The 24375-nt window shown below is 48.1% G+C and carries 19 protein-coding genes; 18 read left to right on the forward strand and 1 reads right to left on the reverse strand.

The window, feature by feature from the left end; translation table 11 throughout:
- The first annotated feature begins 8 nt into the window (after positions 1-8).
- From IV40_RS05680 to IV40_RS05735, 12 genes are all read left to right on the forward strand, one after another.
- Positions 9-2078, forward strand: a complete 2070-nt coding sequence (locus tag IV40_RS05680) for a DNA topoisomerase 3 (RefSeq protein WP_057769412.1) — start codon at positions 9-11, stop codon at positions 2076-2078.
- Positions 2079-2093: 15 nt separating this feature from the next.
- The gene (locus IV40_RS05685) at positions 2094-2501 is read left to right on the forward strand and encodes a DUF1149 family protein (RefSeq protein ID WP_057769413.1); all 408 of its coding nucleotides are present in this window, start codon (positions 2094-2096) and stop codon (positions 2499-2501) included.
- 285 nt (positions 2502-2786) lie between these two features.
- Positions 2787-5177: a DNA translocase FtsK gene (locus IV40_RS05690; RefSeq protein ID WP_057769414.1), complete on the forward strand. Its 2391-nt coding sequence runs from the start codon at positions 2787-2789 to the stop codon at positions 5175-5177.
- 241 nt (positions 5178-5418) lie between these two features.
- A complete protein-coding gene (yfmF, locus tag IV40_RS05695; protein ID WP_057769415.1) occupies positions 5419-6684 on the forward strand; it encodes an EF-P 5-aminopentanol modification-associated protein YfmF in 1266 nt (421 codons plus the stop codon).
- 1 nt (position 6685) lies between these two features.
- Positions 6686-7993, forward strand: coding sequence for an EF-P 5-aminopentanol modification-associated protein YfmH (yfmH, locus tag IV40_RS05700; RefSeq protein ID WP_057769416.1), 1308 nt, complete (start codon positions 6686-6688; stop codon positions 7991-7993).
- Entirely contained in the window at positions 7990-8718 is a 729-nt protein-coding gene (gene ymfI, locus IV40_RS05705; protein ID WP_057769417.1) for an elongation factor P 5-aminopentanone reductase, read from the forward strand. The genes yfmH and ymfI overlap by 4 nt, the downstream gene beginning before the upstream one ends.
- Positions 8719-8744: 26 nt before the next feature.
- Positions 8745-9647 carry a helix-turn-helix domain-containing protein gene (locus tag IV40_RS05710; protein WP_156404244.1) on the forward strand — a complete coding sequence of 301 codons (903 nt, stop codon included), beginning with the start codon at positions 8745-8747 and terminating at the stop codon, positions 9645-9647.
- A gap of 27 nt (positions 9648-9674) precedes the next feature.
- A complete protein-coding gene (pgsA, locus tag IV40_RS05715; protein ID WP_057769419.1) occupies positions 9675-10259 on the forward strand; it encodes a CDP-diacylglycerol--glycerol-3-phosphate 3-phosphatidyltransferase in 585 nt (194 codons plus the stop codon).
- A 28-nt stretch (positions 10260-10287) separates the two neighbouring features.
- Positions 10288-11538: a competence/damage-inducible protein A gene (locus IV40_RS05720; RefSeq protein ID WP_057769420.1), complete on the forward strand. Its 1251-nt coding sequence runs from the start codon at positions 10288-10290 to the stop codon at positions 11536-11538.
- A 94-nt stretch (positions 11539-11632) separates the two neighbouring features.
- Entirely contained in the window at positions 11633-12757 is a 1125-nt protein-coding gene (recA, locus tag IV40_RS05725; RefSeq protein ID WP_057769421.1) for a recombinase RecA, read from the forward strand.
- 261 nt (positions 12758-13018) lie between these two features.
- The gene (gene rny / locus IV40_RS05730) at positions 13019-14515 is read left to right on the forward strand and encodes a ribonuclease Y (RefSeq protein WP_057769422.1); all 1497 of its coding nucleotides are present in this window, start codon (positions 13019-13021) and stop codon (positions 14513-14515) included.
- A 171-nt stretch (positions 14516-14686) separates the two neighbouring features.
- Positions 14687-15778 (forward strand): glycosyltransferase family 4 protein, encoded by a 1092-nt coding sequence (locus IV40_RS05735; RefSeq protein ID WP_057769485.1) that lies wholly within the window; start codon positions 14687-14689, stop codon positions 15776-15778.
- A 17-nt stretch (positions 15779-15795) separates the two neighbouring features.
- Here the strand turns inward: IV40_RS05735 and IV40_RS05740 are convergent, their stop codons facing one another.
- A complete protein-coding gene (locus IV40_RS05740) occupies positions 15796-16464 on the reverse strand; it encodes a YigZ family protein (RefSeq protein WP_057769423.1) in 669 nt (222 codons plus the stop codon).
- Positions 16465-16516: 52 nt separating this feature from the next.
- On the opposite strand from IV40_RS05740, the gene IV40_RS05745 reads away from it, so the two are divergent.
- From IV40_RS05745 to IV40_RS05775, 6 genes are all read left to right on the forward strand, one after another.
- Complete coding sequence (locus tag IV40_RS05745; RefSeq protein ID WP_057769424.1) at positions 16517-17839, forward strand: ATP-dependent helicase ComFA; 1323 nt, start codon at positions 16517-16519, stop codon at positions 17837-17839.
- Entirely contained in the window at positions 17836-18522 is a 687-nt protein-coding gene (locus tag IV40_RS05750; RefSeq protein ID WP_057769425.1) for a ComF family protein, read from the forward strand. Before IV40_RS05745 ends, IV40_RS05750 begins: the two co-directional genes overlap by 4 nt.
- 132 nt (positions 18523-18654) lie before the next feature.
- Positions 18655-19221, forward strand: a complete 567-nt coding sequence (hpf, locus tag IV40_RS05755) for a ribosome hibernation-promoting factor, HPF/YfiA family (protein WP_057769426.1) — start codon at positions 18655-18657, stop codon at positions 19219-19221.
- Positions 19222-19395: 174 nt separating this feature from the next.
- Positions 19396-21759: a preprotein translocase subunit SecA gene (gene secA, locus IV40_RS05760; RefSeq protein WP_057769427.1), complete on the forward strand. Its 2364-nt coding sequence runs from the start codon at positions 19396-19398 to the stop codon at positions 21757-21759.
- 87 nt (positions 21760-21846) lie between these two features.
- A protein-coding gene (prfB, locus tag IV40_RS05765; RefSeq protein WP_201782049.1) for a peptide chain release factor 2 occupies positions 21847-22963 on the forward strand; the annotation gives its coding sequence in 2 pieces (ribosomal slippage) (positions 21847-21918 and positions 21920-22963; 1116 coding nt in all).
- 274 nt (positions 22964-23237) lie between these two features.
- A complete protein-coding gene (locus IV40_RS05775) occupies positions 23238-24368 on the forward strand; it encodes a PDZ domain-containing protein (protein ID WP_057769430.1) in 1131 nt (376 codons plus the stop codon).
- Positions 24369-24375: the final 7 nt, after the last annotated feature.

Below are 24375 nucleotides of genomic sequence, written 5' to 3' on the forward strand. Positions count from 1 at the left end.
ACAACTGCATGTCCAAAACACTTGTGTTAGCTGAAAAGCCCAGCGTTGCCAAGGAATTGGCCCGGGTCCTGCAGGCTGACCAGAAAACAGCACATTATTATGAAGGCAAAAATTACATCGTTACGTGGGCACTGGGGCATCTGTTGGGACTGAAAATGCCGGAGCAGTACCATCCGCAGTGGCAGAAGTGGACCTTCGAAACACTGCCGATGCTGCCGACTAAATTTGAAATCACGCCGCTGCCGAAAACGGGCGCCCAGCTGAAGGCTATTAAACAATTAGCCCGCCGCAAAGATGTGAATCAAGCCGTGATTGCCACCGATGCTGGCCGTGAAGGCGAGCTGGTCGCCCGGTTTATTTTCGATTACATTGACTTCAAGAAACCCTTGAAGCGGCTCTGGATTTCTTCGCAAACCGATAAGGCCATCAAAGCCGGTTTTGCGGCCTTGCAGCCGGATCAGAACTACGAACACCTTTACCAGGCCGCTATGGCTCGCTCTGAGGCCGATTGGCTGATTGGTTTGAACGTCAGCCGGGCCTTGACCGTTAAATATCACGATAGCCTGTCGGCCGGTCGGGTCCAGACGCCGACACTGGCGTTTGTGGCCGAACGTGAGCAGGCTATCAACCATTTTAAACCGCAGACTTATCAAACGCTGCAGCTGCAGACCCCTTATGGGACGGCAGCTTTGCAGCCGAATAAGCACTTATCGGCGGATGCGGCCCAAAAGATGGCGGCCCAGGTCAATCGTACCGACTTTAAAGTCACTGCAATCGATGTCAAAACGAAACATGAAAAAGCACCGCTGCCTTACGATTTAACGGCATTACAGCAGGTGGCCAATGAACGGTATCATTTTTCTGCCAAAGAAACGCTGAATCTATTGCAGCGTTTATATGAACGGTATAAGTTAGTCACTTATCCCCGTACGGATTCACGTTACTTGACGACGGATTTGAAGGCAACGATGACTGAACGGTTGAATGCCATCAGCGGTTATTCGCCTGAAGCTAAAAAATGGGCGGCTCAAAAGCAGCCGGTCATTCAGACACAAGTTTTCAATAATAGTAAAGTCGGCGATCATTATGGCTTGATTCCGACCGAAGAACGGGGCCAGCTGAATCAGCTTGATAACGACGAGCTGAAGATTTATCGCTTGATTGTCGACCAGTTCCTGCTGCTCTTTAAAGAAGACCATGTCGAAAAACGGAGCAAGGTCACGCTTCAGGGTGGCCAGTTTACTTTTACGTTCACTTATCATCAGGTGCTCGAACCGGGATTTAAAGACGACCAGAAAACGGCGCCGCTGACTTTGAAACAGGGGGCTTCAGTCAAGGGCCAAGCCGTTTTGAAGCAACAGACAACTAAGCCGCCGAAGCGTCTGACGGAAGCCACTTTGCTGGCCCAGATGGAAAAATACGGGCTGGGAACGCCGGCAACACGTGCTGATATTCTCGAAAAATTAGTGTCCTCCGGCCTGATGAAACGCCAATCGAATGAATTAAGTGTCACGCCGAAGGGCACCCAGCTGCTGGATTTGGTCAATCCCAGTCTAGTCAGTCCGAAACTGACGGCGCAGTGGGAAGCCGACCTCAAGTCGATTGAACAGGGCGATTTGGCGCCCAAGACCTTTATTGCGACGATGCGGGATAACACGGTTCGGCTAGTCAAGGAAATTAAAGGCAGCAAGAAGACTTACAAGGATCCCAACTTGACGCAGAAAAAATGTCCGCAATGCGGGAGCCGGCTTCGGGAAAAACAGACCCGGCAAGGCACGTTTTACGTCTGCAGCAATCCTGATTGTGATTATCGCCGCCGCAAAGATCCAAAAGTGACGAACCATCGCTGTCCGCAGTGCCATCACAAAATGGTATTATTAAAGGGTGCGAACGGCGAGTACTTCAAGTGCCAGCACTGTGGCTTTACTGAGAAACCGCAGGATAAGAAGCATTCGAAACGCATGAATAAACATGAAGAGAAAAAACTTTTGCAGAAGTACAGTCCCGATGCACAGGAAGCGGCTGAGGAGAGTCCGTTAGCGGCTGCTCTGAAGGCTGCAATGCATCAAGATCAATAACGGAGGGCATTTATTATGGAAACAAAAAAATATCCCATCATCGTCGAACAATTTCATTTTGATATGGTCGACCCGAAGACAGACACGAATCAAAATGTGCAAGTCGCCATGCGCCAAGTCGAACCCAGCGATCCGGCTCGCAAAGACGAATTGAAGAGCGGCAACATGTTCGAAATTATGGTGCCGTTTGACGTCATTCCACCACAGGCCGGATTCCGTGTTTCTGGCAAGATCACACGTGTTGTTCAGACGCTGGATTATTTTGGCCAGGCCAATGAAATCAGTCCTGATGATTTGGAAAAATTATCCCGTCCGCTGATCGAATACATTGAAACTTTGACGTATCAAGTTACAGCCGTTGCCCTCGACAAGGGGTACCAGCTGGAATTTGAAGCTTCCGGCAATCAAAAAGACAATCAATAATTTAGACTGATCTGAAGGAAGGCCGTTTCCGTAGGAAACGGCCTTTTTGTGTGGGAATTGTAAGCCTCCGGCGTCAAACCATCTTTTCTCACACTCTGGTCTAAATGTGTTCAAAAAGATTGCCGCCGTCGTTTAGTGACCTGTTCCTTGAAGCCTAAAGAGCCAGGCTTCGCCGTCACAGGCCGACTAAGCCTCCGACGTCAAACCATCTTTTCTCACACTCTGGTCTTAAAAAGGAACATTCGTTTGTGTATAATAAGGCTATGAATTAAAGGAGGGCTTTGCATGGCACAACGACGTGCGTCGAAACGCAAATCCACCCGTAGAAAGAAACAATCCGATCTGACTTTAAATGTGATTGGGCTCGTCTTTGTAGTGGCGAGCGTGCTGGCTTTATTTCACCTTGGCTTTTTAGGGATGATGTTTGCCAACTTGTTTCGGGTATTTGTTGGGGATACCTATTTGATCCTCGTTATTTTATTTGGGTTATTAGGTTTTTATTTATTGATTGAGGGGGATGCCCCTGAATTAAATTGGCAGCGAGCTGGTGGTTTTGCGCTCGCCTATTTTGGCTTGCTGATTTTAATTGATGCCATTCATTTTAATAGTCTGAATATTCACGCTAACTTTGTGGCGATCACTTGGCGAACCTTGCTGGCTGATTTTCAAAGGGCGAATGTCGCTAGTTCAGTCGGCGGCGGCTTAATCGGAGCATTGGGCTACAGTTTCAGCTATTTCTTGCTGGCGCCGCTGGGAACCGATCTGCTGGCGCTTGCGATTATGATCAGCGGTGGCTTGGTTTTTGCCAACGTTCCATTTGCAACGGTGATTGCATTTTTGAATCGCTGCGCACAAGGCATACGGCATTTTTTCCGCATGCTTGTTGCCTTTTTCAAAGCAGTGGCGGCATGGAGCACAGTCCAAGTCAAACGTTTTTGGGCGGCCCTGCAGGCGGATGATGATGACGAAGATCCGTTTGAAGAACAATTGCGGGCCCAATCTGAGGCAGCGCAAGCGGCAAAACAGGCCGCTCAGGAAGCGTCGGAAGCACCAAGTGAGACGACCAGTGCTGCACCAGCTGATAGCGACGCCTTTGAGATTCATCATACGCAGGCAGAAACGACAGCACCGACGAATCCGCCGCAACAAGCGAATATTCCGGATCCGATTGAAGCAACTGAAGAGCCGCCGACTAAAACGGTGCCGCCGGTCAATCCTAATTACAAGCTGCCAAGCGTCGATCTGTTAACGGCCGTTCCACCAGTCGATCAAAGCGACGAATACCAGGCCATTGACAAGAATCGTAAAATCTTAAAACAGACTTTTGATAGTTTTGGTGTTGATGTCAAGGTGAAAAGTGCCAGCTTGGGGCCGACGGTGACACGTTATGAAATTCAGCCGGCGGTCGGAGTCAAAGTCAGCAAGATCGTCCATTTATCGGATGATTTAGCCTTAGCATTGGCCGCCAAAGATATCCGTATCGAAGCACCGATTCCTGGCAAATCGCTGATTGGAATCGAAGTGCCGAACAAACAAGTCTCGACGGTTTCATTTCGGGATGTGATCGAACATGAACCGGATCATCAAGGTAAATTGTTATCAGTGCCGCTGGGCAAAGACATTTCCGGCAAAGTAATCATGTGCAATCTGGCTAAGATGCCGCATCTGCTGATTGCCGGATCGACGGGGAGTGGGAAATCCGTTGCTATTAACGGAATCATCACGAGTCTGCTGATGCAGGCTCGGCCGGATCAAGTTAAACTGATGCTGATCGATCCGAAAATGGTCGAACTGAGTATTTATAACGGCGTGCCACATTTGCTGACACCGGTTGTCACTGAGTCGAAAAAAGCGGCGAGTGCGCTGAACAAAGTTGTTCAGGAAATGGAGCGGCGTTACAAACGGTTTGCGGCGTCAAGCACCCGCAACATGGCGGAATATAATCAAAAGGTTGACGAAAATAACGCCGATCCGAATAACGCCGCTATGGAAAAAATGCCCTACATTGTCGTCGTTGTCGATGAATTATCTGATTTGATGATGGTCGCCGGCAATGAAGTGGAAGCAGCAATTGTGCGTTTAGCACAGATGGCGCGTGCCGCTGGAATTCATATGATTGTCGCGACACAGCGGCCCTCTGTTGATGTTGTTACGGGGCTGATTAAAGCCAATATTCCGTCACGGATTGCCTTTGCGGTCTCCAGCGGGATCGATTCACGGACGATTATCGACCAAGTCGGGGCGGAAAAACTGCTCGGTCGGGGCGATATGCTCTATCGGCCGATGGGCATGAATAGCCCTGAACGAATTCAAGGGGCGTATATCTCCGCCGAAGATGTCGAACGAGTCGTCAGCTACGTTCAGCAGGAACAGCCAGCGCAATATGATGATGAGATGCTGCCAAGTGACAATGACGAGGCCACTGGTGACGACGATAACGGCGCTGCCGATGAGGACGAATATTATCAAGATGCCGTCGAATGGGTCGCTGAACAGCAGAAGGCCAGTGTGTCGATGCTGCAGCGGCGCTTCCGAATCGGTTATAATCGGGCTGCACGACTGGTTGATGAGATGGAGAATCGCGGCGTTGTGGGACCGGCAAACGGCAGCAAACCTCGTCAGGTGTTTGTCCATCCCAAACAGAATGACGATCAGAATCCGCCGGACGACATGTAATTTAACGAAAGACGAAATCAGCTTGTGGTTTCGTCTTTTTATGTAAATTTTAATTAAAGCAGCAGGAGCGCCAAAAAGGGTTTGCTTGAGATTTATGCCGTTCAAGTCATTATGACTGCTTTTGTCTACTTGCCTTTTCTGGTATGATACTTATTGTGTAACGATTTTTACAATTGACATTTTCGGAAATATTAAATAGAAAAACAAACTTTGAAATGAGAAATGATTGGGGGGCCTTTTTGTGCGAAAAACATTGGCCGATGGAATCTATTTAAATCTGATTCCGACAAAACAATTCAAAACGATTCGGGTTGTGATTCGCTTCATTGCACCTTTGGAACGAGCAACTGCGACACAGCGGTCGCTGCTGGCCAGTATTTTGGAAGCCAATAGTGCCGATTACCCGACTCAAGCCGATTTAGCGGCTAAATTACAAGAAATGTACGGCGCATCGTTTAATATCGGTGCGTTTAAAGAAGGCAATGCGCACATTTTGTCGGTCGAATTAAATTTGGTTAATGACCGCTACTTGCATGGCGAACCGCATTTACTGAAAACTGGGATCGACTTTTTACGCCGCATCCTGTTCCATCCGCATGCACTCGAAGGGGCCTTTGATGCCACGACGTTTAACCGTGAACGGGACAATATGGCGAATTACTTGCGTTCGATTGTCGATGATAAACAAAGCTATGCTGCTATTCAACTCGATAAACTTTACTTTGATGCGGATTCGGATCAGCAGGTTACCGGCTACGGGTCGCTGGATGATCTGGCGCAAATCGATCCGGCTAGTTTATGGGATTATTACCAGCACCTCTTGGCACACGATCGAATCGAAATCAGCGTCTTAGGCGACATCGATGAAGCTGAAGTTGTGCCGGATTTCGCCGCTTTTCCATTGGAAGCACGGCCATTGCCGGATGTGAAATTGTTTTATCAGCAGCCGCTGGTTCCGGACGTTCAGGAACAAACGAAAAAGCAGGAAATTGTCCAGAGCAAACTCGATTTGGCCTATCAAATTGAGGACTATTTCTATGGCCCGCATTATTATGAATTATTGGTCACAAATGGGATGTTCGGCGGCAATCCGTTGTCGCTGTTATTTGCCAATGTTCGTGAAAAGGCCAGTCTGGCTTATTATGCATCCAGCAACATTGATGCCTTTCGGGGGTTGATGACCGTTCAGTGCGGTATTGATGCCCAGAATAAAGAGCAGGTTTTGGCAATCATCAAGGACCAACTGCATGATTTGCAGACGGGCCACTTTGCGGCTGCTTTGTTGCAGCAGACGCAAGCCGACTTGATCAATCATTATAATTCGGCGTTGGATAGTCCCCGTTATTTGACATCACAGGCTTTTTACAAGACATTGGTGCCTGAAGCGGTAATCGATGCGCATACATTTGAAAAAGGAATTTTACAAGTGACGGCCCAGCAAGTCCAGGAACGCGCCCAGACGATCCGTTTGCAAGCCATTTACTTCTTGGAAGGCGAGGCCAACTAACATGGAGAAACAAATTTATGCCCGACTGGGTGAAACCCTGTATTCGGAAACTTTAGCGAACGGGCTGCAGGTCCATTTGCTGCCACGCAAGGGGTATCACAAAACTTATGCCATGTTTACGACTCATTATGGTTCGATCGATAATGAATTCGTTCCGATCGGCACAGATAAACCAGTTCACGTTCCGGATGGGATTGCTCATTTTCTCGAACACAAAATGTTTGACCAGAAGGATCATGATGTCTTTGAAACCTTTGGCAAGTATGGCGCCGATTCGAACGCATTTACCAGTTATACCCGCACCAGTTATTTATTTTCATGTACCGACCATGTCAAACAGAATTTAGAGACGCTGCTCGACTTCGTTCAGGAACCGTACTTCACGGAGCAGTCGGTCAATAAGGAAAAGGGCATCATCGCTCAAGAAATCCAGATGTATGAGGATGATCCCAATTGGCAGTTGTTCTCAGGCATTTTAGCCAATTTATATCCGCAGCATCCAGTGCGGCTGGATATTGCCGGGACCGTCGACTCGATTCAGGCCATCACGCCTGATGAGCTCTATACGGCTTATAATACTTTTTACAATCCCAGCAACATGGATTTATTTGTGACTGGCAAATTGGTTCCAGATGAAATGATGGGGTGGATTCGTGCCAATCAGGAAGCTAAAGAATTTCCGCAGGCAGCACCAATTCAGCGTTTTTATCCGACTGAAGCAGAAGACGGCAGCGATATTCTGCCATATCGCGTCTTGGAAATGTCTGTGCAGCGGCCGAAGAGTATTGTCGGTTTGAAAGGGCTGCATCGCTTTCCGGAAGATGAAAACGGACTGAAGGATGAATTGGCGTTGAACCTGTTATTCCAGATGCTGTTTGGATCATCATCGAAGAATTACACGCGCCTGTATGATGCCGGTACGATTGACGATTCATTCGGTTATGAAATTGATGTCGACCGGTCCTTCAATTTTGCGACAATCAGCGGCGATGCCAATAATGCGCAAGAATTTTCAGATGCAATCATTGATATTCTGGAACATTATCCGGATAGTCCTGAACTGACTAATTCGCATCTGCAGCATGTCGAACGGGGCACGATTGGCAAATATTTGCAATCGTGGAATTCGCTTGAAGCAGTGGCCAATCAGTTTACGGACACCAATTTTGGCGATGCCAATTTATTTGAGGTGCTTCCGATTTTGGACAGTCTGACATTGGATGATATCAAGCACACTGCGGCTCATTATATCGACCTCGATGCGCTGAGCGTCTTTCATATTCTTCCAAAGGATACGACGACAGCATGATTGGAACAGCTTTGATTATCGGAGCATCCGGTGATATCGGAACAGCGACGGCCAAGGAATTGGCGGCGGCCGGCTGGTCGCTCGATCTCCATTACAACCATAACCAGCAGCGGATTCAGGCATTAAGTACGGATTTACATGCGCAATATCCGGACCAGGATTTTCTGCCAGTCCAGGCTGATTTAACCGATGAAGCAAGTGTGGCGCAACTGCAGACCCAGTTATTCAGTGTCGATGCAGTCGTTTTTGCGGCCGGCATCACTTTCTACGGTTTGTTTCAGGAATTGTCAGCCGAACAGCTGGAACAGTTGTGGCAGATTCATGTCAAATCGCCCTTACTGCTAGTGCAGGGCCTGCAGGAGAAACTAGCTCGCAGCCACCATGGCCGAATTGTTTTTGTCGGTTCGGTTTACGGCGGACGAGGCAGTGCAATGGAAGTAGCGTATAGCACTGTCAAAGGGGCCCAAACGGCTTTTGCCAATGCCTATGCCCAAGAGGTGGCTTCATTAGGCATCACTGTCAATGTGATTGCACCAGGTGCTGTAGCAACACAGATGAATGCTCAGTTTGATGGGGCGGCCCAAGCGGCTATTCAGGCCACAATTCCGGCCGGCCACTTTGCGGCGCCGCAGGAAATTGCTTACTGGGTACTGGCACTGCTGGATCCACGTGCGAGTTATTTAACAGGACAAACTTTATATGTCGATGGCGGATGGTTGAAATAATAGGAACGTGGTAGGTGAACGAAAAAATGAGTAATATCGGGGAAGAACTCCGTGATGCCCGCATTAAAAAGGGCTACACCTTGGATGATCTCCAACAGATCACCAAGATTCAAAAACGTTATTTGATTGCGATCGAAGAAGAAAAATTCGATGAACTGCCAGGCGATTTTTATGTCCGGGCTTTCATCAAACAATACGCCGATACGGTCGGATTAGACGGCAATGAATTATTAGAGCAATATCAGGAAAACGTCCCCCAGACGGATCCGCAAAAATACGTTGATCAGTCGGTCAGCGAGCAAACACGTACTTCGAAGGCAACGACCAATACGTGGTGGTTCCGGCTCGAGCAGCGTTTGCCGCAGATCATCATTGTCTTTTTAGTGGTCGTTTTAATTGGGGCCATCTATGCTTTTATGCTGCACAAACGGTCCGAAAACAAGCCGACGATTCCGGATAACGGGGCCAAAGTGACTGTGTCGACCAATGCTAGTGCTAAAAAACGGGAATCTATCTCACGTGCCAAGGCCAGTTCCAGCAAAATGGCGGCATCGGCCAAAAAGAAATCGTCTACTTCAACGAAGAAACTAGCCGTCAAGCAGACTGCCAAAAGCGGTAATACACAAGCTTATACAATCACGAATCTGCCAACGGATAAGGACAGCCAGTTAGTGATCTCTGCCAAGAATAATGGCTCAGCTTGGATCACGGTGACACTGGACGACGCCACCTCAGCCACCTATACTGGGGAAGTAACGACGAGTGCCTCGCATACGGTGACGATTCCAAAAGCAACTAAGAAGATTGTGCTGACCAGCGGCAATTTAGCCAATACCGGCCTGAAGCTGAATGAGACCGATGTGGCCTTAACCGCAGACAGTACGGCCAATTCAAGCGAAAAAACGACCATTACCTTTAGTGTGAAGTAAAAAAGTAGTCAAAGGAGAAACAAATTTATGAATTTACCCAACAAATTAACCATGTTTCGGATCATTCTGATCCCAATCTTTACCTTAGTTCTAGCACTTGGGATTCCAGGCGGCAGCATTACGGTTGCCGGCACCGTGATTCCATGGGCCAATCTGGTCGCAACTGTGATTTTTATCGTGGCTTCGCTGACCGATTTAGCCGATGGAAAAATTGCACGTTCGCAGCACCTGGTCACTAATTTTGGGAAATTTGCCGATCCTTTGGCTGACAAAATTCTGGTGCTGACGGCGTTTGTTTTTCTGACCTCGTTTGGTATCGTGCCGGCATGGGTTACATCAATCATTGTCTGGCGTGAACTGGCGGTGACTGGGCTCCGTCTGCTTTTGAGCGAAGGCGGCGAAGTGATGGCGGCTGCAATGCCAGGCAAGATTAAGACAACATCGCAGATGATTGCAATCATCTTGTTATTATTGAACAACGTCTTCTTCAATAACATTCATTTGCCGTTAGGACAGATTATGCTGTACGTTGCTTTATTCTTTACAATTTACTCCGGTGCCGATTACTTTATTAAAAATCGTGGCGTCTTTTCAGATTCATTCACACATTAGTTGCGTAATGGTAAGGTAGGAGGACAAAATGCAGGCAGAAATTATTGCAGTTGGAACGGAAATGTTATTGGGCCAGATCGTGGACACGAATGGCCCTTTTATGGCCCGGCAACTAGCCGACCTAGGAATCAATTTATATACGGAAACGATTGTCGGCGACAATCCTGAACGGCTGGAAGAAGCCATTCAGCTTGCCGATTCACGAAGTCAGTTGACGATTCTGATCGGCGGCTTAGGACCGACTAAGGATGATCTGACCAAGCAGACGGTGGCGAAACATCTTGGCGTCGATCTGATGCTTGATGAAACCGCCATGAAACAAATCGCGGCGCATTTTAAGCAGGCCCAGCGTGAGATGACACCCAATAACTGGGTTCAGGCGCAAGTGCCAGCAGGGGCAACTGTCTTGCCGAATACAATCGGGTTGGCTGTCGGCGGATTCAGCGAGAAAAATGGGCATGGTTATTTGATTCTGCCAGGTCCGCCCCGTGAATTCGAACCGATGGTGACGCAATTTGTACGACCGTTACTCGCAAAAACGTACCATCCCGATGAAGAAATTATTTCACGAGTGCTCCGGTTCTACGGCATCGGCGAATCTCGTTTAGCTACTGAACTAGCCGATTTAATCGACCAGCAGCAGAATCCGACGATTGCACCTTACATCAAGGCGGATGAAGTGACGTTGCGGCTGACGGCTCGGGCCCATACGGACGCGGAAGCCAAAAAGTTGCTGGATCAAACGGAACAGCAGATTCAGGCCCGAATCGGTCAGTATTTCTATGGCTATGGCGATGATAATTCATTGGCACAGGTTGTTGTGACGGCCTTAAAAGCACAACATGTGTCGATTACCGCCGCCGAAAGTTTGACGGCAGGTCTGTTTCAGGCCACGATTGGCAGTATTCCCGGTGCTTCGGAGATTTTCAATGGCGGTTTTGTGACGTATGCATTAGCGGCCAAAGCCAGTTTGCTGGATATTCCGACGGCCCAGCTTGAACATGACGGGGTCGTCAGCGCCGAAACAGCTATTGCGATGGCTCGGCAGAGTAAAGCTAAAATGAATAGCGACATTGGAATTTCCTTTACTGGCGTCGCTGGACCTGATGAATTGGAAGGTCATCCGGCGGGGACGGTTTATATTGGTTTGGCTTTTAAAAATCAGGAACCAGTCGCACAGCTGTATCACTTTTCAGGCGGCCGTAATGATGTCCGGCGCCGTTCAGTAATGAGCGGCTTAAGCTTGATTTTACGGGCTTTACAGGCAGAAAATAAATAGGAACATTTGTTCGATTTTTGCTTGCTTTTCTGCAACTGAACCAGTAAAATAAGAGGTACACAAGAGTTGAAACGACCTTTGAGGAGGTAACAGATTGGCTAAAGATGAACGTCAAGCAGCTTTAGATTCTGCTTTGAAGAAAATTGAAAAAGACTTTGGGAAAGGTTCCATCATGCGGATGGGCGATAAGGCTGATTCCAAAATCTCAACCGTCTCGACCGGATCACTGGCGCTTGATGATGCATTAGGCGTTGGCGGTTTCCCACGGGGACGGATTATTGAAGTTTACGGCCCAGAAAGTTCTGGGAAAACGACCTTAGCATTGCAGGCTGTTGCCGAAGTGCAGAAGCAAGGTGGTACAGCTGCGTATATCGATGCTGAAAACGCAATGGACCCTGAATATGCCAAGGCATTAGGGGTCAATATTGATGATTTATTGATTTCACAACCAGATACTGGCGAACAAGGCTTGGAAATCATGGATGCCTTAGTTTCTTCCGGTGCAATCGACATTGTTGTTGTCGATTCAGTAGCGGCTTTAGTGCCCCGTGCCGAAATCGAAGGTGAAATGGGTGATGCCCATGTCGGCTTGCAGGCCCGTTTGATGTCCCAAGCATTGCGGAAATTATCCGGTTCGATCAATAAGACTAAGACAATCGCAATCTTCATCAACCAGATTCGTGAAAAAGTCGGCGTCATGTTCGGAAACCCTGAAACGACTCCTGGCGGCCGGGCTTTGAAGTTCTATGCGACGATCCGTCTGGAAATCCGCCGTGCTGAACAAATTAAAAACGGCACCGAAGTCGTCGGAAACCGGACCAAGATTAAAGTGGTCAAGAACAAGGTTGCACCGCCATTCCGGCGCGCTGAAGTCGATATTATGTATGGCAAGGGGATTTCTCAAACCGGCGAAATTATCGACATGGCCGTTGAAAAGGATATCGTTAATAAGAGTGGTTCGTGGTACTCTTACGGCGATGAACGAATCGGCCAGGGCCGTGAAAATGCCAAGCAGTATTTGGAAGATCATCCAGATGTTGAAGACGAACTGCGCCAGAAAGTGCGGACAGCTTACGGCATGGATGGTGAAGGCGAAGCAGATGCAGAAGCAAATGCAGCCGAAAAAGCTAAAGACGATAAAAACAAGGACAGCAAAGATAAGAAAAAAGACGCTCCTAAAGAAGAAGCGCCAACCTTATTTGATGCGGATAAAAAATAATTTGTTCCTGTCAAGCAGCTTGCCAAGGTAATCTTGGCAAGCTGCTTTTTTGATGTCACAAAAAGATAACGGGAAAATGACAATTGAAAAGAAAGGCCGTCAAATCCGTTTATAGAGGCCAAATTTTATTGACAGTCATATGTGTAAATTATAGAATGAAAAGGTAAATAGTAATCAAAATTTAACAAACCATCTTTAAAAAATTTTACGATTTACGTTTTTAGTTTAATCGAATTTTTTTGATGATGCGGAGGTGAGAAGATGAATTTAGTGATTTCATTAATCCTCGCAGTCATCATGTTAGTTATCGGGTTATTCAGTGGTTATTTCGTTCGTAAAAACATTCATGATAAGCAGATCAACGGCGCTAAAGATACTGCAGAGGGTATTATTGAAACTGCTAAGCAACAGGCAGAAACGCAAAAAAAGGAGCGGCGGGCCGAAGCGCAAAAACAGGAAAACCGGTTATTGCAGCGCGAAGAAACACTCGACCACAAGGATACGACGCTTGAGAACAAAGAGCAGTCCTTGTCCGATCGGGAAACCAACTTGAACAATCGCCAGCAGAAACTGGACGACAAACATGCTCAAGTTGATGATTTGATCAATCAGCAGAAGGCCAAACTCGAAGAAGTGGCTGAATTGTCGAGGGATGATGCAAAGGGCATCATTATTCATCAGACTCAGCAGGATCTTCAGCATGAACGAGCTGTGATGATCAAGGAAAGTGAAGACCAGGCCAAGTCAGAAGCTGACCGTAAGGCGAAGCTGCTGATTGCCGATGCTATTCAGCGGAGTGCAGCGGATATGGTGACGGAAACAACAGTGACCGTGGTCAACTTACCAAATGAAGAAATGAAAGGCCGGATTATTGGCCGTGAAGGCCGCAATATTCGGACGTTAGAGACGTTGACCGGGATTGACCTGATCATCGACGATACGCCGGAAGCGGTCGTTTTGAGCGGCTTTGATCCGATTCGGCGGGAAATTGCCCGCATTGCCTTAGAGAAGCTCATCCAAGACGGCCGGATTCATCCGGCTCGAATCGAAGAAGCAGTCGATAAGGCCCGCAAGGAAATGGACAGTCGCATCCGTGAAATCGGGGAACAAGCTGTCTTTGACCTCGACATTCACAACATGCATCCTGACTTGATTAAGATTGTCGGACGACTGCACTTCCGGACCAGTTATGGACAGAATGTGCTCAACCATTCGATTGAAGTGGCCAAGTTAGCCGGTGTCATGGCAGCCGAACTTGGCGAAGATGAAAATCTAGCTAAACGCGCCGGTCTGCTCCATGATATTGGGAAAGCCCTTGACCATGAAGTTGATGGCTCGCATGTTGAAATCGGGGTCGAAATTGCCAAGAAGTATAATGAACCCGAAGTCGTTGTCAACACGATTGCTTCACACCATGGCGACGTTGAACCAACGTCCGTCATTGCCGTTTTAGTTGCAGCTGCCGATGCCATTTCGGCAGCCCGGCCAGGCGCACGCAGCGAATCGCTTGAAAACTATATCCACCGTTTGGAGAAGCTGGAAGAAATTACCAACAGTTTCAAGGGAGTCGATCATAGTTATGCGATCCAAGCCGGCCGTGAAGTGCGGGTTGTCGTCAAGCCCAACGAGATCAGCGATGATCAATCCGTTGTGCTGGCGCATGACATTAAGAACCAGATCGAAAAAGAATTGGATTACCCGGGTCACATCAAAGTGACCGTTATTCGAGAAACACGAACAATCGAATATGCCAAATAAACATGGTGCAGATGAACACTAGACGAACAGGTTTCGACAGGGATGTCGGGGCCTTTTTGTTTGCCAGCGACTGATTTAGGCAAGCGTCTAAAGATTGATTTGGTTCTGAAATGGAGTAAGGTATAATAGAACTAGTTCATTAAGAAAGTAGGAACCCCATTTATGTCGAGCATGTTTAGTATTATTGTGAAACTATTCGTGACCATGCTGATTGCAGCAGGAATCACGCCCTTCGTCCGCAAAATTGCCTTTGTACTGGGTGCGGTCGATAATCCCAACGCACGGCGGGTCAATAAAAAGCCGATGCCCACAATGGGCGGCCTTGCCATTTTTATGGCCTATACCTTTGCTACGTTTGTGCTATTACGCAACCAATTTCCGACCCACGTCCTGTTCGGGACGTTTCTCGGCGAAATTGCGATCATTTTGACGGGAATGATCGATGATGTCAAGGAGTTGAAGCCCCGGCAGAAAATGTTAGGCATTTTTATCGCCGCTTTATTGATTTGCCTGATTGCCGGTATTCGGATGGACGAAGTCACGCTCCCGATTTTCGGGACCTTCCAGCTTGGGTGGTGGAGTTATCCGATCACGATCTTCTGGATCTTGGCGATCACCAATGCTGTCAATTTGATTGATGGGCTCGATGGTTTAGCAACTGGGGTGTCGATCATTGCGCTGTTTACGATGGGAGTCATCGCCTATTTCTTCCTGACGGTGCCGTACATGTATGTGTCCGTGATGATTTTCACCTTAGCCGCCGCTGAAATCGGGTTCCTGCCGCATAACTTCCATCCGGCCAAGATTTTCTTGGGCGACACGGGGTCGTTGTTTATCGGCTTTATGATTTCCGTCTTTTCGTTGCAGGGTTTGAAGAATGTAACGTTCATCACTTTGATTATTCCGGTGATCATTTTAGGGGTTCCGATTACCGACACGACCTTTGCCATGCTGCGTCGAATTTTAAATAAAAAACCGATTTCGCAGGCTGATAAGGGCCACCTGCATCATCGGTTAATGGTGATGGGGCTCAGCCATCGCCAGACCGTTTTGACGATTTATGGGATTGCCTTGATTTTTGCCTTTATTTCATTGCTGTATCCATTGTCGCCGTTATGGGGCGGCTTGCTGCTGACTGTGGCCGTTCTAATCGGTTTGGAAATTTTCGTCGAGCTGATCGGCTTGATGGGGCCGAACCGCCAGCCGCTGCTGCATTTTATTGAAGGCATGATTCGGGGCCGTAAAAATCATAAAGAAAAATAAACAAAAAGGACGAAAACTCAGTTTTCGTCCTTTTTGTTGTGCAACGTTTGCGGATCAATCGGTGTTTCTTGAAAGATTGCTTTGCCGACTGTGAAGGTAACTTGGTCATTGAGCAGGTCGATCAATTCGTGCTGAACGGCGTCAATCTGGTCGAAATCGATGAAAGCAGTCACCGTGACTTGATCGGTATAATCGGTTTGTTCGATCGAATAGGGGCTTTCGTCAAAATAGTGATTCAGTGTGCCTAATTGCGGGTAGGCGATTTTAATTTTCAGGGTTTTCTGCAGATGGCCCCGCACAATGCCGATTGTTTCGGCGGCTTGCGAAACAGAGTGACTGTACGCCCGAATCAAACCGCCGCTGCCGAGTTTGATGCCGCCAAAGTAACGAGTCGTCACGGCAACGACATTTTGCAAACCCATCTGTTTGAGCACGTTCAGCATCGGAACTCCAGCTGTGCCGCTGGGTTCGCCATCGTCGCTGGCTCGTTGTACCTGATTGTGGTCGCCGATTTGATAGGCAAAACAATGATGGTTGGCTTTTGACTCAGCTTTGCGAATTTGTTCGATAAAGGCTTGGGCCTCTTTTTCGGTGGCCACGCGTTTCATGGTACAGATGAAACGGGATTTTTTGATTGTCTGCTCATTTTGACCGTCATGGGCAATCGTAATGTATTCGGTAATCATTTTTAAACCTCCTTTAAACTAGTTTGCGTAATTTCATTATAGAGGTGATGAAATGATGGAACAAGCACAACTCCTTTATGGCCGCCAGCTGCTGGATCGGCAATTGCAGGCATTGGCCATTTCGGCAGCCGGCTTGCAGTCGCGACCGGCAATGACTCCGCTGCCCAATCGCCAGATACGGTGCGAACGCTGTGGCCAGGTCTGTTCGCAATCAGAAGTCCGTTTGCCGAATGGCAACGATTATTGTCCTGCTTGTATTCAATTGGGACGGGTGACTAGTGAGCAGCGGCTCTACTTTTTGCCGGAGCCGAATGCTTTCCCAGTTCGGAAGTCAGTCTGCAGCTGGACAGGACAGCTGACACCGACGCAGACACGAGTTGCAAATCTCATTAAAACGGTCTTTCAGGAGCAGCAGACGCATTTATTATGGGCGGTGACTGGGGCTGGCAAAACGGAGATGCTGTTCCCAGGTTTGACGGCAGCATTGACAGCCGGCAAACGAGTCGGAATCGTCTCGCCACGAGTGGATGTGTGTCTGGAACTGGCACCACGGCTACAAGCAGCGTTTGCACCCGTCCCGCTGGCATTATTGCATGGCCAGCAGACGGTCCCGTATCGCTATACACAACTCGTATTAGCCACAACGCACCAGCTGCTGCGCTTCTATCAAGCCTTCGATGTGCTGGTAATTGATGAGGTCGATGCGTTTCCGTTTGTCGATAGCCGGGAACTTCATTTTGCCGTCCAGCAAGCTCGCAAGCCGAAGAGTGCCTGCTTGTATCTGACTGCTACGCCGGATGCAAAATTATTACGGCAGATTAAACAAAATAAATTGGCGGTCAGCTATGTGCCCCGGCGCTTTCATGGTTTTAAACTGCCAGAGCCGCAATGTCATCACCTCCGGATGACGCCCAATCGGTTGCCAGCGGCTTTAAAAAAACGGCTGGCCGGAAAGGTAGCTCAGCAGCAGCGCTTTTTGATTTTTGTGCCCCGAATTGTCTATTTGCGTGCTCTGCAAAAACAATTGCACCAAGAATGGCCAGCACTAACGACCGAAACCGTCTATGCGGCCGACCCGGACCGGCATGAAAAAGTAGCTGCTTTTCGAGCTGGCCGGCAACAAGTTCTGTTAGCGACGACGATTTTAGAACGTGGGGTCACATTTCCGAATATCGATGTCGTTGTTTTGTTTGCAGATGATTGTGTTTTTACGACTTCAGCATTAGTCCAAATGGCCGGCCGTGCCGGTCGCGATCGCCAGCATCCTGACAATCAAGTCGATTTTTACTATCATTTTTATACGACGGCAATTCGGAATGCGTGCCGTCAGATTCAGATGATGAATCGGCGGGCAGCGCAGGAGACTGACCAATGAGGTGTGTGGCCTGTCAACAGCCGATTTGTACAGAACTTCCATTGCCGTGGCTATTCAGCCGGCGTCGATATGTCCCGCCGACAATCTGTTCGTTTTGTGCGGCCCAGTTTGAACCAATCGACATGCAAATAGCCTGTCCTGGCTGCTGCCGGCCGAAGACCGCTCATTTATGTGACGAATGCCAGCGCTGGCAGCACTTATATCCGCAGGAACATTTTCGGCACACGGCCTTATTTCACTTCAATCCGGCGATGAGCACCTATTTTCAAAACTACAAAACACATGGTGACTATCGCTTGCGGCGGTTATTCGAGTGCAATTTGAAACACTATTTCGAGACGGTCACAGATGACTGTTTATTTGTGCCGATTCCGACCGATGCGAAACATGCCGAACGGCGGGGTTTCGATCCAGTGCAGGGCATATATGGCGAAGTCGTTTCGTTAACACCGCTGCTCAATAAAAAAACGACTGCAATGGCCCAAGCCGCCAAATCACGGGCCGGTCGCTTAGCCAGTCCGCAGTTTTTCGAATGGTCAGCTGCAACGGCCGTCCCCGCCAGCAAACGGATTCTCCTGCTGGATGATGTCTATACGACGGGCCGAACGTTATTTCATGCGCGAGCTTGTCTGCGGCAAGCCGGCTATCAAGGGCGAATCGACTCATTTAGTGTTGCTCGGTGAGGAAAAGGCGGTTATTGATTGTCAAAAATAGCGCTTTCCATTATAATGGAATATACAAGCTGGTAGTAAGAGAGTGGTCCTGTTGCTACCTGATTGGACACTTGGTCACAAGTGTGAAAGGGGAGAAGTTCTATGCTAAATTATAACGTTCGTGGCGAAAATATCGAAGTAACCGACGCAATCAAGAGTTATGTTCAAAAGAAAATCAACAAACTTGAAAAGTATTTTGACGGTACCGCAACCTCAACGGCCCATGTAAACCTGAAAGTATACCCAGATAAAACTGCTAAAGTCGAAGTCACCATTCCGATGCCTTATCTGACTTTGCGGGCTGAGGAAAGCTCACCTGATTTATACGGCAGCATCGACCTTGTCACCGACAAATTGGAACGCCAGATTCGCAAGTACAAGACCAAGATCAACCGCAAGTCCCGTGAAAAAGGAATCAAGGACTTTGATTTGACTGTTCCAGCAGAAGATGCTGGCGCAGACGAGCCGGAACAAACGACCAATACTGATTTGGACATTGTTCGGACGAAACAGATCAGCTTGAAACCGATGAGCAGCCAGGAAGCTGCTTTGCAAATGGATATGCTGGGTCATAATTTCTTCATCTTCGAAGATGCAGATACCAATGGCACAAGCATCATCTACAAGCGTCGCGACGGCCGGTATGGCTTGATTGAAACTGACGAATAGTTTCGATTTGTTAGGGAGCACTCCTGAAAAGGGGCGCTCTTTTTTGTCCCCAGCCGGCATTTTGTTACATGTTCTTAATATGGACGCTGGTTTCAAATTAACGGCATTCATGCTAAAATAGATAAGATATTATAATGTACGAATTGTCAGCATGACAAAGAGAGGACTCAAGGCATGGCAAATCTTTTGAAAACGTGGGTTGAAAGCGACTCGCGTGAAGTCAAACGAATGGATAAAATCGCCGACAAAGTCTTAAGCTATGAAGACGAATATGCCGGTTTATCCGATGATGAATTAAAAGCAAAAACACCAGCCTTTAAAAAGCGGCTGGAAAATGGTGAAACCTTAGATGATATCTTACCCGAAGCATTTGCAACGGTCCGTGAGGGCGCAAAACGTGTCTTGGGACTGTTCCCATTCCGGGTACAGGTCATCGGCGGGATTGCACTCCATGAAGGTAATATTGCGGAAATGAAGACTGGGGAAGGGAAAACCCTGACCGCAACAATGCCCGTTTATTTAAATGCACTTTCAGGCAAAGGGGTTCACGTCGTTACCGTCAACGAATACTTGTCGACACGTGATGCCACCGAAATGGGCGAACTGTACAATTGGCTCGGCCTTTCTGTTGGTTTGAACCTGAATTCAAAGAGTGCTGACGAAAAACGTGAGGCTTACAATGCCGATATCACTTATTCGACGAACGGCGAACTTGGTTTCGATTATCTGCGGGACAACATGGTCGTTTATAAAGAACAAATGGTGCAGCGGCCGTTGAACTATGCAATCATCGATGAAGTAGATTCCATTTTGATTGATGAGGCCCGGACGCCATTGATTATTTCCGGACAAGCTGAAAAATCGACGGCACTTTACGTGCGCACCGATCGGTTCGTAAAGAAGTTAAAAGAAGAAGACGATTATACGATCGACTGGCCGACTAAGACGATTGCCCTGACCGAACAGGGAATCGAAAAGGCTGAAAAGAACTTTGGTCTCGATAACCTGTACGATACTGACAACACAGCGCTGACCCATCATTTGGATGAAGCTTTGCGGGCCAACTACATTATGCTGAAGGATATCGACTATGTGGTTCAGGACAGCAAAGTTCAGATCGTCGATCAGTTTACGGGGCGTGTCATGGAAGGCCGGCGTTATTCTGATGGACTCCATCAGGCGATCGAAGCAAAGGAAAACATCGAGATTGAAGACGAAACAGCAACTATGGCGAACATTACGTACCAGAACTTCTTCCGGATGTACAAGAAATTAGCCGGAATGACTGGGACGGCCAAGACTGAACAGGAAGAATTCCGTGAAATTTACAACATGGAAGTTATTTCGATTCCAACGAACAAACCGGTTATTCGAATTGATAAACCCGATGTTTTGTATCCGACCCTGGAAAGCAAATTCAATGCGGTTGCTAAGGATATCAAGGACCGCCATGAAAAAGGCCAGCCTGTTTTGGTTGGGACTGTTACGGTTGAATCATCGGAAAAATTATCCAATCTGCTGGATAAGGATCAGATTCCGCATGCCGTTTTGAATGCCAAGAACCATTTCAAGGAAGCCGAAATTATTGCGAATGCCGGTCAAAAAGGTGCCGTCACGATTGCGACCAACATGGCCGGTCGTGGGACCGATATTAAACTTGGACCTGGTGTCAAGGAATTAGGCGGCTTATGCGTGCTGGGGACTGAACGGCATGAATCACGCCGGATTGATAACCAGCTGCGGGGCCGTTCTGGCCGGCAGGGAGATCCTGGTGTGACTCAATTCTACTTGTCCCTTGAAGATGATTTAATGAAACGGTTCGGTTCCGAACGGATTCAAAACTTATTGGGCCGTCTGAAGGTTGAAGATGACGATGCCGTGATCCAAAGCCGGATGATTTCCCGTCAGGTTGAATCAGCTCAGAAACGAGTCGAAGGGAACAACTACGATGCCCGTAAGAACACCTTGCAGTATGATGATGTTATGCGTGAGCAGCGTGAAGTCATCTACAAAGAACGTCAGCAGGTCATCACCGAAACGAAGAGTCTTAAGTGGGTCATCATGCCGATGATGACCCGGACGATTCATCGGACCGTTCAGATGCATACGCAGGGCGAACAAAAGGACTGGAATTTACAGGCTATCGTCGATTATACGAAGGCCAATTTGGTCAATGACGATCAGATCAGCGTCAAAGACTTGGAAGGCAAATCCAGTGCCGACATCGAAAAACTTTTGATGGGCTACGTCAACGATAACTACGACAAGAAGGACAAGCAGTTAGCCGGCACCGGTCAAATGCTTGAATTCGAAAAAGTCGTTGTTCTGCGTTGTGTCGATGATCATTGGACCAACCAGATCGATGCGATGGATCAGCTACGTCAATCAATTGGTTTACGTGGTTATGGTCAGTTGAACCCGTTAGTCGAATATCAGGAAAACGGTTATCAGATGTTTGAAGAAATGGTTGCCGATATTGATTCCGATACGACCCGGCTCTTCATGAAGGCCGAGATTCGTCAGAACATCAGAAGATAACACGTAACTTAAAACAAGCATTTTCGCAAAAGCGGAAGGGATGGGCTTTTGCCTGTCCCTTTTTTGAAACAAAAGGAGTGTTGCAGGATGGAAATTAGTGAAGCACGCAAGTCGCTCGATGAAGTCGAGCGCAAAATAAAGCAGTTCGGGAGGTCGCTTTGACCTCGATCAGCTGAACGAAAGTATTTCGATCAATGAAGGCAAAATGGCCGAACCCGGTTTTTGGGACGATTCGGCTGCGGCTCAGAAATTGATCGATGCGACGAATATTCTGAAAGATAAATTGGAATCATATGAATCTCTGAAGAACCATGCCGATGATTTGCAGGTGGCCTTGGAATTAATTCAGGAAGAACCAGATTCCGACATGGAAGCTGATTTCGACCAGAAATTGGACGAACTGCAGAAAGATATGCAGGCCTATGAGCTGACGCAATTATTGAGCGGCGAATATGACAGTCATAATGCCATTCTGGAATTCCATCCTGGTGCGGGCGGGACTGAATCGCAAGATTGGGGTTCGATGCTGCTGCGGATGTACACGCGTTGGGCCGACCAGCATGGGTTCACAGTGGAGACCGAAGATTATCAGCCTGGTGAAGAAGCTGGTATTAAATCGGTGACGATCATGATTAAAGGACACAATGCGTATGGACTGCTTCGTTCCGAAAAAGGGGTTCATCGGCTAGTGCGAATCTCGCCATTTGATTCGGCCGGCCGGCGCCATACATCGTTCTGTTCAGTCGATGTGATGCCGGAACTCGACAATTCGATCAACATTGAAATTCGTCCGGAAGACCTTCGTGTCGATGTTTTCCGTTCCAGCGGGGCTGGCGGCCAGCATATCAATAAGACGTCTTCTGCCGTTCGGATTACTCATTTGCCGACTGGAATCGTAACGAGTTCGCAGGCGCAGCGGTCGCAGCTGCAAAACCGTGAAACGGCGATGAATATGCTGAAGGCTAAGCTGTACCAGCGGGAGCAGGAAGAACAGGCCAAAAAAGCCGCTGCCATTAAAGGCGAGCAGCTCGATATTGGCTGGGGCTCGCAGATTCGGTCGTATGTCTTTTATCCATACACGATGGTCAAAGATCACCGCACCAAATATGAAACGAGCAACATTAAAGGTGTGATGGACGGTGATCTCGATCCGTTCATTTATGCTTATTTGCAATGGCAGCTGAGCCAGAAGAACCCAGAATAAAAAATGAAAAAGTAGGTTAAAAAGATGAAGCTAGCATTGATTTTTATGCTGAGCTCATCTTTTTTATTGGGCACCTTAAAAAAGAGCATTCTGATTATCGCCCGCCCAAACGGTCTTTTCTTAATCCTATTCAAAGTGTCAATCCATTTAATGGGGCTGAAAATACAGGTAGAAACCGGTGCTGGTCGGCCCTGCTTTTTTTGAAAGATAAGCGAATTGAATTCATGGTATACTAGGCATAAATAGGAAATTGAGAAATGAGTGGGTGTAAAGAATGGCAAATGGTGGCATTTATCTTGCAATGATGGTGCTTCAGCCGGCATTATGGCTGGGCATCGCAGCGGTTTATTTTTGGGCGATCCGGCGTGTTCATACCGAACGGCGGACGTTTCGGATTGCAATTCAGAATCGAATCGTCGAAATAAAAACGTTTTGGCTGTCAGGACTGGTCGGCGGTCTTTTGACGTCAGTCATGATGATGCTGGCTGGGGCCACTTTGCCCGTCAGCTGGCTGGTTGGTTATCAAGTCCTGATTCCGGTCGTATTTTTGTTTGTTTTGCAGGGCGTCAATTTTGTCGCTGGTGAAATGCTGCTGAGCGCCGGCCTATTCATTGTCTCGGCACTGCACTTATTGTCGGTTCCAGTTTTGAATGTCCGTCTCGTCAGTACTGTTTTGCTGATGGGCGGATGTATGGCTTTCATGGCTGCTTGGGGCTTTTTACGGAGTCATGTGGTAATTACACCCCAGATTGAAACGAGTCGGCGGGGCCGGCAGGTGGCCAATTATCGGGCCAGTCAGTTCTTTCTGATGCCGACCTTGTTTCTGATTCCTGGCGGACCAATCCATGCCGCATTCAGTTGGTGGCCGGCGCTGACGCTCGGTGGCCAGCAATATGATTTGTGGCTCGTGCCGCTTTTTGCCGGTTTTTCCTATTTGATGAAGCAGCAGCTGCCGAAAACCGGCTTGCAAAAAGCCGGTCGGGCCTATTTGGCAGCGGGACTGCTGCTGATAGTGGCTGCCATTGCCGCCTTTTTCTGGGCATCTGCCGCATTGTGGCTGCTGGGGCTAGGGGTCATCATTGCCTTCTGGCCGACTTTCCGGATGATTCGCAATAACCAGACCGGCGCTGTCTTCTTTACGCAGACGAATGCTGGCGTTCGGGTCGTTGCGGTGGTACCAGGTACACCGGCCGAAAAGATGGGCTTGGAAAGCGGCGATGTGATCGTGTCCTGCAATCAGGAACCGGTCCATGATGAAGATTCATTTTATCAAGCCATCGAAAAGAGTGCGACATTTTGTAAATTACGGGTTCAAACGATGAATGGGGAATATAAGTTGGCGGAGTCCGCAGTATTTACGGATTCTCCGCATGAATTGGGTGTCATTTTATTTCCGGAGCGATAAATGGAGG

This window comes from Lactobacillus selangorensis (assembly GCF_001437205.1).
Classification (GTDB): domain Bacteria; phylum Bacillota; class Bacilli; order Lactobacillales; family Lactobacillaceae; genus Paralactobacillus; species Paralactobacillus selangorensis.

Excerpts from the sequence above, each read along its gene's own strand:
- IV40_RS05745 (WP_057769424.1), top strand. The coding sequence starts at position 16,517 with ATGATGGAACAAGCACAACTCCTTTATGGCCGCCAGCTGCTGGATCGG.
- IV40_RS05775 (WP_057769430.1), top strand. The coding sequence starts at position 23,238 with ATGGCAAATGGTGGCATTTATCTTGCAATGATGGTGCTTCAGCCGGCA.
- secA (WP_057769427.1), top strand. The coding sequence starts at position 19,396 with ATGGCAAATCTTTTGAAAACGTGGGTTGAAAGCGACTCGCGTGAAGTC.
- IV40_RS05720 (WP_057769420.1), top strand. The coding sequence starts at position 10,288 with ATGCAGGCAGAAATTATTGCAGTTGGAACGGAAATGTTATTGGGCCAG.
- IV40_RS05680 (WP_057769412.1), top strand. The coding sequence starts at position 9 with ATGTCCAAAACACTTGTGTTAGCTGAAAAGCCCAGCGTTGCCAAGGAA.
- pgsA (WP_057769419.1), top strand. The coding sequence starts at position 9,675 with ATGAATTTACCCAACAAATTAACCATGTTTCGGATCATTCTGATCCCA.
- IV40_RS05685 (WP_057769413.1), top strand. The coding sequence starts at position 2,094 with ATGGAAACAAAAAAATATCCCATCATCGTCGAACAATTTCATTTTGAT.
- yfmH (WP_057769416.1), top strand. The coding sequence starts at position 6,686 with ATGGAGAAACAAATTTATGCCCGACTGGGTGAAACCCTGTATTCGGAA.
- IV40_RS05710 (WP_156404244.1), top strand. The coding sequence starts at position 8,745 with ATGAGTAATATCGGGGAAGAACTCCGTGATGCCCGCATTAAAAAGGGC.
- IV40_RS05750 (WP_057769425.1), top strand. The coding sequence starts at position 17,836 with ATGAGGTGTGTGGCCTGTCAACAGCCGATTTGTACAGAACTTCCATTG.
- IV40_RS05690 (WP_057769414.1), top strand. The coding sequence starts at position 2,787 with ATGGCACAACGACGTGCGTCGAAACGCAAATCCACCCGTAGAAAGAAA.
- ymfI (WP_057769417.1), top strand. The coding sequence starts at position 7,990 with ATGATTGGAACAGCTTTGATTATCGGAGCATCCGGTGATATCGGAACA.
- IV40_RS05735 (WP_057769485.1), top strand. The coding sequence starts at position 14,687 with ATGTTTAGTATTATTGTGAAACTATTCGTGACCATGCTGATTGCAGCA.
- IV40_RS05740 (WP_057769423.1), bottom strand. The coding sequence starts at position 16,464 with ATGATTACCGAATACATTACGATTGCCCATGACGGTCAAAATGAGCAG.
- hpf (WP_057769426.1), top strand. The coding sequence starts at position 18,655 with ATGCTAAATTATAACGTTCGTGGCGAAAATATCGAAGTAACCGACGCA.
- rny (WP_057769422.1), top strand. The coding sequence starts at position 13,019 with ATGAATTTAGTGATTTCATTAATCCTCGCAGTCATCATGTTAGTTATC.